The organism is Mangrovibacter yixingensis, from assembly GCF_020523985.1.
Taxonomy (GTDB): domain Bacteria; phylum Pseudomonadota; class Gammaproteobacteria; order Enterobacterales; family Enterobacteriaceae; genus Mangrovibacter; species Mangrovibacter yixingensis.
The window spans coordinates 125,798-139,900 of record NZ_JAIVKM010000005.1 but is presented as its reverse complement, the minus strand read 5'-3'; the positions used below and the strand labels follow the sequence as shown (position 1 = coordinate 139,900).

14 protein-coding genes are annotated in these 14,103 nt (G+C 48.8%); 7 read left to right on the top strand and 7 right to left on the bottom strand.

Features of this window, described 5'->3' with window-relative positions:
* Positions 1–7: 7 nt before the first annotated feature.
* Entirely contained in the window at positions 8–565 is a 558-nt protein-coding gene (locus tag LC084_RS16660) for a glycine cleavage system transcriptional repressor (RefSeq protein ID WP_226572294.1), read from the bottom strand.
* 145 nt (positions 566–710) lie between these two features.
* Between LC084_RS16660 and dapA the strand changes: the two genes are divergently transcribed.
* The 6 genes from dapA (at position 711) to ypfH (ending at position 7,315) form a co-directional block, all read left to right on the top strand.
* Entirely contained in the window at positions 711–1,589 is an 879-nt protein-coding gene (gene dapA, locus LC084_RS16655; RefSeq protein WP_226572293.1) for a 4-hydroxy-tetrahydrodipicolinate synthase, read from the top strand.
* A 15-nt stretch (positions 1,590–1,604) separates the two neighbouring features.
* Positions 1,605–2,636 (top strand): outer membrane protein assembly factor BamC, encoded by a 1,032-nt coding sequence (bamC, locus tag LC084_RS16650; protein ID WP_226572292.1) that lies wholly within the window; start codon positions 1,605–1,607, stop codon positions 2,634–2,636.
* A gap of 114 nt (positions 2,637–2,750) precedes the next feature.
* Positions 2,751–3,464 (top strand): phosphoribosylaminoimidazolesuccinocarboxamide synthase, encoded by a 714-nt coding sequence (gene purC / locus LC084_RS16645; protein ID WP_036116295.1) that lies wholly within the window; start codon positions 2,751–2,753, stop codon positions 3,462–3,464.
* Positions 3,465–3,631: 167 nt separating this feature from the next.
* Positions 3,632–4,504, top strand: a complete 873-nt coding sequence (gene ypfJ, locus LC084_RS16640) for a KPN_02809 family neutral zinc metallopeptidase (RefSeq protein WP_226572291.1) — start codon at positions 3,632–3,634, stop codon at positions 4,502–4,504.
* A 54-nt stretch (positions 4,505–4,558) separates the two neighbouring features.
* A complete protein-coding gene (locus LC084_RS16635) occupies positions 4,559–6,544 on the top strand; it encodes a tRNA(Met) cytidine acetyltransferase TmcA (protein ID WP_226572373.1) in 1,986 nt (661 codons plus the stop codon).
* A 72-nt stretch (positions 6,545–6,616) separates the two neighbouring features.
* Positions 6,617–7,315: an esterase gene (gene ypfH, locus LC084_RS16630; RefSeq protein ID WP_226572290.1), complete on the top strand. Its 699-nt coding sequence runs from the start codon at positions 6,617–6,619 to the stop codon at positions 7,313–7,315.
* 56 nt (positions 7,316–7,371) lie between these two features.
* Here the strand turns inward: ypfH and LC084_RS16625 are convergent, their stop codons facing one another.
* The 4 genes from LC084_RS16625 to LC084_RS16610 form a co-directional block, all read right to left on the bottom strand.
* Positions 7,372–7,566 (bottom strand): YpfN family protein, encoded by a 195-nt coding sequence (locus tag LC084_RS16625; protein ID WP_226572289.1) that lies wholly within the window; start codon positions 7,564–7,566, stop codon positions 7,372–7,374.
* A 29-nt stretch (positions 7,567–7,595) separates the two neighbouring features.
* The gene (gene dapE / locus LC084_RS16620; RefSeq protein ID WP_226572288.1) at positions 7,596–8,723 is read right to left on the bottom strand and encodes a succinyl-diaminopimelate desuccinylase; all 1,128 of its coding nucleotides are present in this window, start codon (positions 8,721–8,723) and stop codon (positions 7,596–7,598) included.
* Between the two features lie 4 nt (positions 8,724–8,727).
* Positions 8,728–9,108 carry an ArsC family reductase gene (locus LC084_RS16615; protein ID WP_226572287.1) on the bottom strand — a complete coding sequence of 127 codons (381 nt, stop codon included), beginning with the start codon at positions 9,106–9,108 and terminating at the stop codon, positions 8,728–8,730.
* 381 nt (positions 9,109–9,489) lie between these two features.
* The gene (locus LC084_RS16610; RefSeq protein WP_226572286.1) at positions 9,490–9,921 is read right to left on the bottom strand and encodes a GNAT family N-acetyltransferase; all 432 of its coding nucleotides are present in this window, start codon (positions 9,919–9,921) and stop codon (positions 9,490–9,492) included.
* A 204-nt stretch (positions 9,922–10,125) separates the two neighbouring features.
* Between LC084_RS16610 and ypfM the strand changes: the two genes are divergently transcribed.
* A complete protein-coding gene (ypfM, locus tag LC084_RS16605) occupies positions 10,126–10,185 on the top strand; it encodes a protein YpfM (protein ID WP_015572204.1) in 60 nt (19 codons plus the stop codon).
* Positions 10,186–10,346: 161 nt separating this feature from the next.
* On the opposite strand, the gene acrD is transcribed toward ypfM, so the two are convergent.
* The gene (gene acrD / locus LC084_RS16600) at positions 10,347–13,463 is read right to left on the bottom strand and encodes a multidrug efflux RND transporter permease AcrD (protein WP_226572285.1); all 3,117 of its coding nucleotides are present in this window, start codon (positions 13,461–13,463) and stop codon (positions 10,347–10,349) included.
* Positions 13,464–13,683: 220 nt separating this feature from the next.
* Positions 13,684–14,094, bottom strand: coding sequence for a response regulator (locus LC084_RS16595; RefSeq protein ID WP_226572284.1), 411 nt, complete (start codon positions 14,092–14,094; stop codon positions 13,684–13,686).
* Positions 14,095–14,103 lie beyond the last annotated feature (9 nt).

Sequence of the window (14,103 nt, the reverse complement as noted above, 5' to 3'; positions counted from 1 at the left end):
TCCGTCTTTATTCATCTTGCTGTTGGTAATTCACCACGTTAATAGTGCCTTGTGCATCGAGTTCTGTACACAGGTCTTTGAATGCCTGCTCGATTTCTGATGCATTTTGCGACGCCGGACTGTGCGCCGTAATTTGAATATATAACTGTGGCGGCAAATTATCCTGTGCGGGTTGGGTTCGGGAGACTAATTCGGCAATATTCATGTGCCATTCATCAAATAAAGCGGTGAAGCGCTCAATGATATGCACTGAGTCTTCGACTTCCACCTGAACCCACACGGTTGATGGCATCGCTTCGCGGTCATGAGCCACTGTTCGCTTCATTACAATCAGTAAATCCAGCTCGGCTCCTTTCAACGGCAGGGTCGATTCAATAAGCGTAATTGCGTTCCAGGAGCCAGAAAGCAGCATGATGAACGTGAACTCTTCACCCAGCATCGCCAGACGGCTGTCCTCGATATTACAGCCGCAACTGCTGACATGGCGGGTAATTGTGTTCACGATCCCTGGGCGATCAGTGCCCAATGCTGTGATAACCAGATAGTGTTGTGATGAAGGCGTCAAACGGAATCTTCCTGCGAAACGATGGAGTTACATTAGGAAAGCACAAAAAAAACCTGTGTACAACCGCGCATAAGCCTTTGTGCGCTTGCTTTTCTGACATTACAAAACGTACCATTGACGCACTTGTTTGCGGAGAGGATGGGCAATGTTCACGGGAAGTCTTGTAGCGCTTATTACACCGATGGATGCTAAAGGTAATGTCTGTCGGTCAAGCCTGAAAAAACTGGTTGATTATCATGTCGATAACGGAACGTCGGCGATTGTTTCAGTAGGGACGACTGGCGAATCTGCCACACTGAGTCATGATGAGCATGGTGATGTCGTCATGTTGACACTGGAACTGGCTGATGGCCGAATACCGGTTATTGCAGGTACAGGTGCCAATGCCACTTCTGAAGCCATCTCTTTAACGCAACGCTTTAACGATTCTGGCGTTGTTGGTTGCCTGACTGTCACGCCATATTACAACCGTCCTACTCAGGAAGGTGTGTACCAGCATTTTAAAGCTATCGCAGAAAATACGAGTTTGCCGCAAATTCTGTATAATGTGCCGTCCCGTACCGGATGTGACATGTTGCCAGAGACGGTGGCGCGTTTGTCTGAAATAAAAAATATCATCGGGATTAAAGAAGCAACCGGGAACTTAAGTCGCGTTAACCAGATCAAAGACCTGGTTCAGGATGATTTCATCCTGTTAAGTGGTGATGACGCCAGCGCACTTGATTTTATGCAACTTGGTGGTGATGGTGTGATTTCCGTAACAGCTAACGTTGCGGCTCGCGAGATGGCAGAAGTATGCCGCCTTTCTGCCGCAGGGCATTTTGCGCAGGCGCGTGAAATCAATAAACGTTTAATGCCGTTGCACCATAAATTATTTGTAGAACCCAATCCAATCCCGGTGAAATGGGCCTGTAAGGAGTTGGGGCTTGTAGCAACCGACACGATGCGTTTACCAATGACACCACTGACAGATGCCAGTGTTCCGGTCATTACCAACGCACTCAAACATGCCGGTTTGCTGTAACGTTAGGGAGATTTGATGGCTTATTCAGTACAGAAATCACAGGTAGCCAAAGTAGTCAGCCTTTCGCTGGTCATGCTGTTGGCGGCCTGTAGTTCCGATTCCCGTTATAAACGCCAGGTAAATGGCAATGAGGTTTACCTCTCTGCCACACCACTTGCTGAATTGCACTCGCCATCGGGCATGATTTTGCCAATTGAAAGCGGTGATTACACAATTCCTGCAAGTAACAGCAAAGGTGCAGTAGGCCTGGCTCTGGATATTCGCCCACCAGCACAGCCATTGGCGTTGGTAAGTGGTGCGCGTACTCAGTTCACGGGTGACACAGCCTCATTATTAGTGGAACGCGGTAGCGATAACGCACTGTGGGCGCAGGTTGTCAGCGCGGTTCAGGCTCATAATTACCCGATTATGAAGCGTGATGATGCGAGCAAGACCCTGACCACTGACTGGGTTCAGTGGAATCGTGCCGATGAAGACGAACAATATCGTGGTCGCTATCAAATCAGTGTGAAACCGCAAGGTTACCAACAGGCTGTTGTTGTCCGCCTGCTTAACCTTGAACAAAATGAAAAGCCGGTTGCAGATGCCGCATCTATGCAGCGTTACAGCACCGAAATGCTGAACAATATCGCAGCGGGTGTTGATCAGTCTCAGAATGCGCAATTGAATGCCAACAACCATGGGATCCGGGAAATCGATGTCCAAAGCGGCGCTGATGATACCGGGTTGCCTATGTTGGTGGTGCGTGCGCCATTCAACATGGTCTGGGATAAACTGCCCGCTGCACTGGGGAAAATGGGGATGAAAGTAACAGACAGAACACGTTCCCAGGGGAACCTGTCTGTGACATACAAACCAGTTTCTGACAGTGCATGGCGTGAACTGGGTGCACGGGATCCAAACTTGCCTTCTGGGGATTACAAGCTCCAGGTGGGTGATTTAGACAACCGTAGCAGCCTGCAGTTTACTGACCCGAAAGGGCACATACTTACGCAGTCGCAAAACGATGCGTTGGTGGCGGTTTTCCAGGCCGCATTTAATAAGTAATAGAAAGGGCCGGTTTATCCGGCCCTTTGTATCTTGATTTCGCGTTAAGAGTCTGGCTACCTGGCTCAACATCATCAGGCCACTCAGTGGTCGTTAAACCTGGAGTAATTAAAGATGCAAAAGCAAGCTGAGTTGTATCGTGGCAAAGCGAAGACCGTATACAGCACCGAGAATCCGGATCTGTTGGTACTCGAGTTCCGCAATGATACGTCAGCAGGGGATGGCGCGCGTATTGAACAGTTTGATCGTAAAGGTATGGTGAATAACAAATTCAACCATTTCATTATGACCAAACTGGCAGAGGCGGGCATTCCAACCCAGATGGAAGCGCTGTTGTCCGACACTGAGTGTTTGGTGAAAAAACTGGATATGGTTCCTGTTGAATGTGTTGTGCGTAACCGTGCCGCTGGCTCTCTGGTAAAACGCCTTGGTATTGAAGAAGGCATTGAACTGAACCCGCCGCTGTTCGACATGTTTCTTAAGAATGACGCCATGCATGACCCGATGGTGAACGAATCTTACTGCGAAACCTTTGGCTGGGTGAGCAAAGAACATTTGGCTCAGATGAAAGCGTTGACTTACAAAGCCAACGACGTCCTGAAAAAACTGTTTGATGACGCAGGGTTGATTTTGGTCGATTTCAAACTGGAGTTCGGTTTGTTCAAAGGCCAGGTTGTACTGGGTGATGAATTCTCACCGGATGGTAGCCGTCTGTGGGACAAAAATACGCTGGATAAAATGGATAAAGACCGTTTCCGCCAAAGCCTTGGTGGTTTGATTGAAGCGTATGAAGAAGTCGCTCATCGTTTGGGTGTTAATTTAGACTAACCACGCAATCGTTTCCGTTGCAGGCTGGTACACGCTTTTGTGCCAGCCTGCTTTGCTACCCTCCGTTTCCCTGCCTTTCATTTCCTTTTCCTGGTCTATTTTAAGTGGTAATCACCGGCCAAATAATCCAGGATCTTGTTATCTCATACGCACCAAAAGAGGTTGTTATGCGTTGGCAAGGGCGTCGCGAGAGCGAGAATGTAGAAGACAGGCGTAATCAGCAACGCAGTTCTGCGTACCAGAGCAGGGGCTTGCGTTTACCCCGGGGGAAAAGCGGCCTGATTATTTTGGTACTGGTTGCTGTGGCTGGGTATTACGGTGTCGATCTTACTGCGTTGATAACAGGTGAACCGGTGTATCAACCGGCTCAGCAGCAAACTGCGCGAACGGGCGCCAAACAGGATGAAGCCGCGAAATTTACCTCGATTATTTTGGCTACTACAGAAGACACCTGGCAAGGCCTGTTTAAGCAAATGGGCAAAAACTGGCAGCCGCCACGCCTTGTTATGTACCGGGGAGCCACTCATACCGGTTGTGGAACAGGGCAGTCGGTGATGGGGCCGTTTTACTGCCCGGCAGATACTACTGTTTATATTGACCTGTCATTTTATGACGATATGAAGCAGAAACTGGGTGCCGGTGGGGATTTTGCTCAAGGTTATGTCATTGCCCATGAAGTGGGGCACCATGTACAGAAACTACTGGGCGTGGAAGCTAAAGTGCGCCAGTTGCAGCAGCACGCCACAAAAGTTGAGGCAAACCGCCTGTCGGTGAAAATGGAATTGCAGGCAGACTGCTTTGCAGGCGTGTGGGGCCATGTAATGCAACAAGAAGGGGTACTGGAAGCAGGCGATTTGCAGGAAGCGCTAAATGCTGCACAAGCCATTGGCGATGACCGCTTACAGCAGCAAAATCAGGGGCGAGTTATTCCAGACAGCTTCACTCATGGTACTTCTGAGCAGCGTTATACCTGGTTTAACCGCGGTTTTAAAAGTGGTGACCCAGCTACATGTAATACATTTGGCAATACCCGGATATAATCTTTCGTGGTAGACCTTTCCCCCATTGAAAACTGTCTGGCTTTAACGCAACGCATGGCGCGAGCTGGCCAGCGCCGTTTACTGGTATTGGCTGGCGATGACACCTGGAGTGAAAACCAGGCGATACACCTGCAACACCACCTGCCAGGTGACTGGTTATGGCTTAGTGATAAAACCAGTCGGGCATGTAGCCCGCGTAACGCGCGAACGCTATTAGGCCGGGAGTTTCATCATGCAGTGTTTGATGCTCGCCGTGGTTTTGATGCCGAAGCGTTCGCCATTCTTGCTGGCACCTTGTGTGCTGGCAGTTGGCTGGTCATGTTGGTGCCGCCTTTTTCTCGTTGGCCGAATCTACCTGACAGCGACAGCCTCCGCTGGAACGACCAGCAGCAGCCCACTCCTTCTCCACAGTTTATTGCCCGTTTTCTTACTGTGCTGCAAAGCCAGTCGGCAGAGATGCTGGTGTGGCAGCAAGGGCAACCTTTAGTTTTCCCTGAGAATCATTCAGCGAATTTTTGGCACCCGGTAAAAGGTGAACCACTTCGCGAACAGGCAACTATTCGTGATGAACTATTGGCGATGAAATCCGGTGTCGCAGTGGTAACGGCTGGCCGGGGGCGAGGCAAATCGGCACTTGCCGGTATGTTGATTCGTGCCTGGCCAGGCTCCGTTTTGGTCAGCGCCCCAGCCAGAGTTGCAACTGATGTTATGGCTGAGCATGCTCATAAACCACTGGCGTTTATTGCCCCGGATGCCTTACTGGAACAAATTCATTCCGGTAAAACTCCGCATGCTGACTGGCTGGTGGTGGATGAAGCCGCCGCCATTCCCTTGCCACAACTGGCCGCAATGATTAAAGGTTTTTCACGGGTATTACTAATCAGTACGGTTCAGGGGTACGAAGGAACCGGGCAGGGATTTATCCTCAAGCTCTGTAGCCAGTTGCTGGTATCTCGCCGCTATGTGCTGAACACGCCGGTACGCTGGGCCCCTGATTGTCCTTTGGAGCAATTTGTCTCCAGCCTGTTGTTGTTTGATGAATCAGGCACAGATACAACGCCAGTTTCTGGCAATATGCTTTCTGGGCCAGATTTTTGCACTGTTTCACCTGACGAGCTGACAGATGTATACCGGTTATTGTCCAGTGCGCATTACCGTACTTCGCCACTGGATTTACGCCGCCTACTGGATGCGCCAGGCCAGCATGTTATTGCCGCGAACGTTGGGGGAAAACCCATCGGCGCAACCTGGCTGGTCAAAGAGGGTGGGTTATCTCAAAAGTTAAGCGAAGCAGTTTGGGCCGGATTTCGCCGCCCGCGAGGGAACCTTGTCGCCCAGTCCCTGGCTGCTCACGGGGGTTCACCTCAAGCCGCTATGTTAACGGGCTGGCGAGTATCACGTATTGCTGTTTATCCTGATGCTCAGCGTAACGGTGTAGGGCAGGCATTGATTGCTGAGGCAAAACGCCAGGTTCCGGCTGGTTGCGATTATATTTCTGTTAGCTTTGGTTTTACCCAAGAGTTGTGGCGCTTTTGGGCACGTTGCGGCTTCCGCTTAGCCCGCCTGGGAACCAGCCTTGAAGCCAGCAGTGGGTGCTATACGGCAATGGCGATTTTGCCAATTACTCTGGCGGGAGAAGAACTGGCTGCAAATGAATCCAGGCATCTTTCACGTAACCAGGCCTGGTTACAACCCTACTTGCCTTTCCCACTACCAGGTGAACCAGATACCGGCAGTGAGCTATTCGCCAACGACTGGCGTGAACTGGCCGGTTTTGCCTGGGGGCACCGGCCGTTAATGTCTTGCCTGGCTAGCCTGATGCGGGCGCTCAATATGTGCCCTGAATTATTACCAGCATTACGCGGTGAGTTGCAGGAACGTAAATCAGTCGCTGCACTTTGCCTGTCTTTGGGGCTTACCGGGCGTAAAGCTTTGCTTGTACAACAGCGGCAGGAAGCCGGGGAAATCCTCTTCTGGTACGATGAAAAGCAGGCACATGCTTTAAAAGCATGGCTGGCGCAATTGCAATTTTTCGACTAAGTCCTTCAATACAGAGCCATGGTCATCGTCTGTGAGTGGCGTAAACTCAGCTTATTGACGAAGGAGAACAGGATGAAACATCAACATGTCGTTGTACAAAGCCCCGCATTATCGGCAAAACAACTATTGCTGTTGTTTCATACTGCGGGTGATAACCCTGTATCCATGGCGGAAATCGGCCGCTGGTTTGCACCTGTTTTCCCCGAAGCATTGGTGGTTAGCCTGTCCGGGCCGTTAGCCTGTGGCCCGGCACCCGGCAGAGCATGGTATATACCAGCAAATGAGTTGGATGAACAGACATTACAGGACAAAATTGATGCGGTGATACCTGGAGTAGTCGATGAGGTGCAATACTGGCAACGTGAAAGTGGCGTTGATGCTGGAGCAACTGCGTTGATTGGTTTTTCCCAGGGGGCGACAATTGCTTTGGAAGCTATTAAAGCACGGCCGGGGCTTGCCAGCCGGGTTATCAGTTTTAGTGGTCGCTTCGCTTTACTCCCTGAACACGCGACTCGAGACACCACTATCCACCTTATTCATGGTGAATATGACGATGTGGTTGAAGTCCGTACGGCCCAGCGTGGGTATGTTGCATTACTGGATGCTGGTGGTGATGTAACGCTGGATATTGTTGATGAACTCGGGCATGCCATTGACGACCGCAGTATGAAGTTTGCACTGGATCATTTGCGCTATACCATCCCGCGCCGTTATTTTGATGACGCATTAAGCGTATCGCCTGGCAAAGGCGATATTATTGGTTTGCGTTAATCGCTGTTTGTTATCTGGAATAACATCAGCCCTTGCCTGAACAAGGGCTGATAGCCTTATTTGCTTTTTTTATCTGGCCAGTTATCGTCATCGTCCCACTTGTCATTACAATCACGATGTGGTGGCAAATCAGGTTTATTGGCGAGGAATTTTTTGTGATCAACACGCATCAAATCTTTGATAACGTTGATGAACACTCCAAGTAAAAATACCAGTACCAATATCCACCAGTATTTTGATAACCATTCCATTGCTTGTTCCTCTTTCAGTGCTGGTGCTGTCAGGCAACCAGATGCTCCATGATGCGTTGATACATGCGGGCAAGCAGCTGCAGATCCGAGGCTTTTACACATTCATTAATTTTATGAATGGTCGCGTTCACCGGCCCCAGCTCAACAACCTGGGCACCCATACGCGCAATAAAACGCCCGTCAGATGTACCGCCATTGGTCAGCAACTGCGGTTTAATTTCATTATAGTGCTCGACGGCATTAACTACCGCATCCACCAGTTTACCGCGTGAGGTAAGGAACGGCTGCCCAGACAACCACCACTCCATGGTGTAGCGCAACTGGTGTTTATCGAGCAACGCTGTTACCTGTTGCTTGATGTCTTCATCTGTCAGTTCAGTACTGAAACGGAAGTTAAACTGCACAAACAGATCACCCGGAATTACGTTGTTACTGCCTGTGCCTGCCTGAATATTGGCAATCTGCATACTGGTGGGCGGGAAAAACGCATTGCCTTCATCCCAATGAATATTTACCAGTTCATTGATCATGGGCGCTGCCCGGTGCACTGGGTTGTCCGCCAGATGTGGATAAGCAACATGCCCCTGAACGCCATGGATTGTCAGGTTGCAAGTCAGAGAGCCCCGTCGGCCATTTTTGACGACATCGCCCACCACTTCGCTGCTTGAAGGTTCACCTACCAGGCAGTAATCCAGGCGTTCATTGCGCGCCATTAACGCCTCAACGACTTTTACTGTGCCATTAGCGGCACTGGCCTCTTCATCAGACGTTATCATAAATGCCAGACGGCCTTTATGATTAGGATGCTGAGCAACAAAACGCTCAGCCGCAACAACCATTGCCGCCAGTGAACCTTTCATATCTGCCGCACCACGGCCAAACAGCATGCCATCACGAATGGTTGGTTCGAAGGGGGGATTTATCCAGCGGTCAAAATCACCTGCAGGCACGACATCGGTGTGCCCAGCAAAAGCCAGCGTTTCTCCTTCACCACGCCAGGCCCAAAAATTTTCGGTATCGCCAAAATTCATTGGCTCAATTGTAAAACCAATTGCCCGCAACCTTTCAGTCAGTAGCGCCTGGCAACCGGCATCATCCGGGCTCAGGGAAGGGCGACGAATAAGTTGCTGAGTCAGTTCAATAACCGGGCAAGACATAGCACTACACCTCACTTACAAACTGCTGATATTTTTCTTCACTAAAGCCCAGCAGCATAGGCTTACCGGGGGCGCAGAGCAATGGACGTTTAATGATGGCAGGCATTTCTTTCATCAATTGTTTTGCAGGCTCTGCAGATGTAATTGATGCCCGGCGCGCTTCATCCAACTTACGCCAGGTTGTGCCACGGGTATTCAGCAGTGCTTCCCACCCCAGTTCTGCTATAAAGCTATCCAACAGCGCATCGTCTAAACCATCAGTACGGTAATCATGAAACTGATAAGCCACCTGATGTGTTTCCAGCCAGTGGCGGGCTTTTTTAATCGTGTCGCAATTTTTAATGCCGTAAATTTTTAATGTTGTCGTGTTTGTCGGAGTTACCATGAATCTGTATCACCTGTTATATTGGATGTTCCTGCTTTGTTTTTATCCCATAGGTAAAAACCTAACCGCTGATAATGCCGTACACACCGCGACAGATCCATAGTTGAGCGATAAGTTGGTTAAATAATCACCTTGCGGGGTGCCGCTACAGCAGGGTATTCATCGAACAGTTACCAGTGAAAGCAACGTGTTAGCGCGCTGTGCTCGCTGCCCGGATTGTCTAAAGAATACATAAAAAATAGCCATTATATTTGTATTGGTATTGCGTGTTTTCTTCTGCTTTTGACTGATAATGGCAATCATCAATTATGCTGAAATACTTTCACTCGTCATCATCATCAAAATAATTAACCATGTTATTCAAATAACATGACAAATTATTTACCGAATATATCCATTTTCCCGCATGGTGAATAAGTTTTCACTCTTATCGCATACCATCCCAGTTAACAAAATACAAAAGCCATGCTTTTCATAAAAAGAAATTTTATCGGGTACTGCATAAATGAAAGTTTTACCGTAGGGATGTAGGGTTTCTTTAATAGTGAGCATAAGTTGTTTACCCAGCCCAATACCCTGATGTTCAGGAGAAACAACAACATCAGCCAGGTAACTGGCCCAGGTTAAGTCACTGATAGCACGGGCAGTCGCGACCAGTTTACCTGCTTCAAAACCAAACCAGGTGAAGGTACTGTTCATAAATGCTTGCTGTACCACATAAGGGTTACGCTTATTTAACCCTCCAGATTCAATAAGGTCTGCCACTTCTTGCCAATTAATTTTGGCATCATTTTTATCGGTCAAAATAATCATATCTGGATCACCTTTTTTTTCATTTCATACCGTAATTATTGCGTTACATCACATAATATTTCTCATCAAAAGCCGATATTATTAGCAAGACGCAAAGGTAATCACTGGCGAACAGAGAAAAATCTTATCACAGTAATTGGGTAAATTTTCTTCACATCATTGTTAGTTTTTTGTATTATTAAGTCAATTATAAGAGAGGTTGTTATGATTGAACGTGAACTGGGGAACTGGAAAGATTTTATTGAAGGCATGTTGCGTAAATAATCTTTCTGTTTTTAAGAAGAAGCAGTGTGGTGATCGTCCATCGCTGCTATAGCGAACAAACGATCAACTGAAAAAGGCGACTTGAATGTCGCCTTTTTGTTGTCAGCTTTAAACCACCTCCTGGGGAGGTGGTGATTGTTAAGTGCGCCGGTTACTACTTGTCAGTCCTCATAAGGTGCTGGTAGCGGAAAGCGGCGGCGGATAAGCGTAAAGAACAGAGGAACAAAGAAAATAGCCAGGATGGTAGCGGAAATCATACCTCCCATTACACCGGTGCCAACAGCGTGCTGGCTGGCAGAGCCAGCACCAGAACTGATAGCCATCGGTAATACTCCAAAAACGAAGGCCAGTGAGGTCATCAAAATAGGGCGTAAGCGCTGGCGGCAGGCTTCCAGAGTGGCATCCAACAACGTTGCTCCACTGGCATTGCGCTCATTGGCAAACTCCACAATAAGGATGGCATTTTTGGCTGATATTCCAATGACGGTCAACAGCCCCACCTGGAAATAGACATCGTTCTCAAGCCCACGGAGCCAGGTGGCAACCAGTGCGCCAATTACACCCAGTGGAACCACCAGCATAACCGAGAAAGGAACTGACCAGCTCTCATAAAGGGCAGCGAGGCACAGGAAGATAACCAGCAAGGATAAACCATACAGAGCGGGTGCTTGCGCACCAGACAGGCGTTCCTGATAAGACAAAGCAGTCCATTCAAAACCGAAATTTCCCGGCAATTTTCTTACCAGATCTTCCATGATATTCATGGCAGTGCCGTTACTGACACCGGGTGCGGCTTCACCAAGAATTTCTACCGCAGAATAGCCATTGTAGCGCTCAAGCCTGGGTGAGCCCGTTTCCCAACGGGAAGAGGCAAAAGCGGAGAAAGGCACCATACCGCCACTGCTGTTACGGACATACCACTGGTTAATGTCATCAGGCAGCATACGGTATTGGGCTTCAGCCTGGACATACACTTTTTTCACACGCCCCCGGTCCATAAAGTCATTCACATAGCTGGAACCCCAGGCCGTTTGCAAAATACTGTTTATATCATCGACAGAAACGCCCAGGGCCTGGGCCTTGCGTTGGTCAATATCAATACGCAGTTGTGGGCTGTCATCAAGCCCGTTGTGGCGTACACGCACCAGAGAAGGGTTATTGGCAGCCATTGCAAGAAGCTGGTCTCTGGCCTGCATTAGCGCATCGTGCCCGGCACCAGCATGATCTTGCAGTTCCATATCAAACCCGGCGGCACTTCCCAGCCCGCTGATCGGGGCAGGATTATTCACAAAAATTCGCGCCTCACGAATATGTGATAGCGCCCGTGTCGCACGTTGAATAATGGCTGACGCTGTATCTGCTTTGGAGTCCCGCGCATCCCAGTCTTTCAGGCGAATAAATAACCTGGCTACGTTTTGCCCATTCCCCCCCGGCCCGGCGCCGACGGTAGCGAAAACAGAAGTCACATTATTTTTTTCTTCGTGCAGGAAGTAGTGCTCTATCTTTTCAACCACTTTCAGTGTCTGGTTTTGGGTTGAGCCGCTGGGAAGCTGAACTGAAGTAAGAAACATCCCACGGTCTTCAATAGGCAAGAATGAAGTCGGTAAGCGTAAGAATAAGACTGCCATTGCGCCAATAAGCAAAACATAAAGCACCATCCAGCGCGCACTGTGTTGCAGAATACTACCCACAGCACATTCATAGCGCAGAGTGTTTTTGGTGAAGGTACGGTTGAACCAGCCAAAAAAACCTGTCTGCCCATGGGAATGCCCCTTAGTAAGTGGTTTAAGGAGCGTTGCACATAATGCGGGAGTCAGGATCATTGCGACCAGAACGGATAACACCATGGCGGTCACAATAGTGATGGAAAACTGCCGGTAGATAGCGCCAGTGGTACCGCCAAAAAATGCCATAGGAATGAAAACGGCGCTTAACACCATAGTTATTCCAACCAGAGCACTTTGGATTTGCTTCATCGATTTACGGGTCGCAGCCCGGGGGGATAAGCCTTCCTCCGCCATAATACGCTCGACGTTTTCCACCACCACAATGGCGTCATCAACGAGCAATCCAATAGCCAGTACCATGGCAAACATGGTGAGTGTGTTAATGCTGTAACCAAAGGCATATAACACTGCAAATGTACCCAGTAATACTACGGGGACGGCTATTGTGGGTATGAGCGTTGCGCGGAAGTTTTGCAAAAACAGGTACATGACTAAAAACACCAGGAAAACGGCTTCAACCAGCGTTTTTACAACATCGGTAATGGATGCTTTAACAAATGACGAAGTCTCGTAAGCGACCCGGTATTCCAGCCCATGAGGGAAATAAGGTGCCAGCTCATCGAGCTTAGCCAGCACCCTTTTTGCCGTTTCCATTTCATTGGCACCAGAGGCCAGTTTCACTCCTAACCCTGACGCGGCCTGCCCATTATAACGGCTCAGGTAGTTATAACTTTCAGCCCCCAGTTCGACATCGGCGACATCACCAAGCGTCACCATCGAACCATCCTGGTTAACTTTCAGCGTAATTGCTTTGAACTGATCCGGGGTTTGTAACAGTGACTGGGCATTGATAGTGGCATTCAGTGCCTGCGTGTCGAGGGAAGGTAACCCCCCTAATTGCCCGACTGCAATCTGGCTGTTTTGGGAAGTGATTGCACTGACTACATCTGAGGTCGTGAGCTGGTAACTGTTGAGTTTTACCGGGTTGAGCCAGATTCGCATGGAGTATTGAGAACCATAGGCATCCACATCACCCACGCCATCAACCCGGCTTACCGGGTCTTGAATATTACTGGCCACGTAGTCTGCAATATCTTGCTTACCCATGCTGCCATCCGTTGAGACAAACGCGATGGTCAGGATATTGGTATCGCCAGTCTTACGTACCGTTACTCCCTGGTTTTGTACTGCCTGGGGCAATTTACGCATCGCGGTTTGTAACTGATTCTGGACTTGCTGTACGGCTTCATCTGGATCGGTTCCAGCTTGAAAACTCAACGTAATAATTGCCTGGCCAGAACTGGTGCTTTGCGAAGACATGTACATCAGGTTATCAATACCCGTTAAGTTCTGCTCAATAACCTGCGTCACGGTATTTTCCATCGTTTGCGCAGACGCCCCCGGATAATTCGCAGTGATACGAACATTAGGCGGGGCTAAATCGGGGTATTGTTCAACAGGAAGGGAAATGATGGCCATTAGCCCTGTCAGGCACAACAGGATGGCGATAACCCAGGCAAAAATTGGGCGGTTAATAAAAAAATTCGCCATCTTGGCGGAGTCCTCAAAAAGGGCAATTCATTATTATCGGTTACCCGCCATGTTAACCTTCAGGGGAGAGGGCAACATGGAGAAAACAAGAAATGAGTGTATGTATTTTTTTAGAAATAACGTTTTATTTTTACAGTTATTTGCCAAAAGGCATTAAATACCATATTCAGTAAAAAGCAAAAAGTGATAAAAGTGCGATTTTTAACAAAGTGACAAATTCTTATTTTTTCTCGTTATGACGGCGCTCACGTCCTCTTGTTGCACCTATTTTAATGGCGGTAAGCAAGAGTTCTGGGTCGTTATCTTTTACCAGATAATCATCGGCACCTGCAGCCAGTGCTGCCTGCATATCTTCCGGCGCGTCTGAGATAGTAAGAATCAACACGTGAGCAATGGTTTGCTGGGCGCGTAAAATACGCAAAGCTTCCAGCCCGCTCATGCCGCTCATGTTCAAATCGAGAATGACCAAATCTGGCATGAGTTCAGCAACCTTTTCCAGTGTCTGTTGCCCGTTTTCCGCTTCACCAATGATAACCAGATCATCTTCCAGCTCGATAAGTTGGCGAACCCCTTTACGAATTAAGGGGTGATCATCAACGACTAAAATTCGGCATGGATCAGTGTGTGGCATAATTCCCCC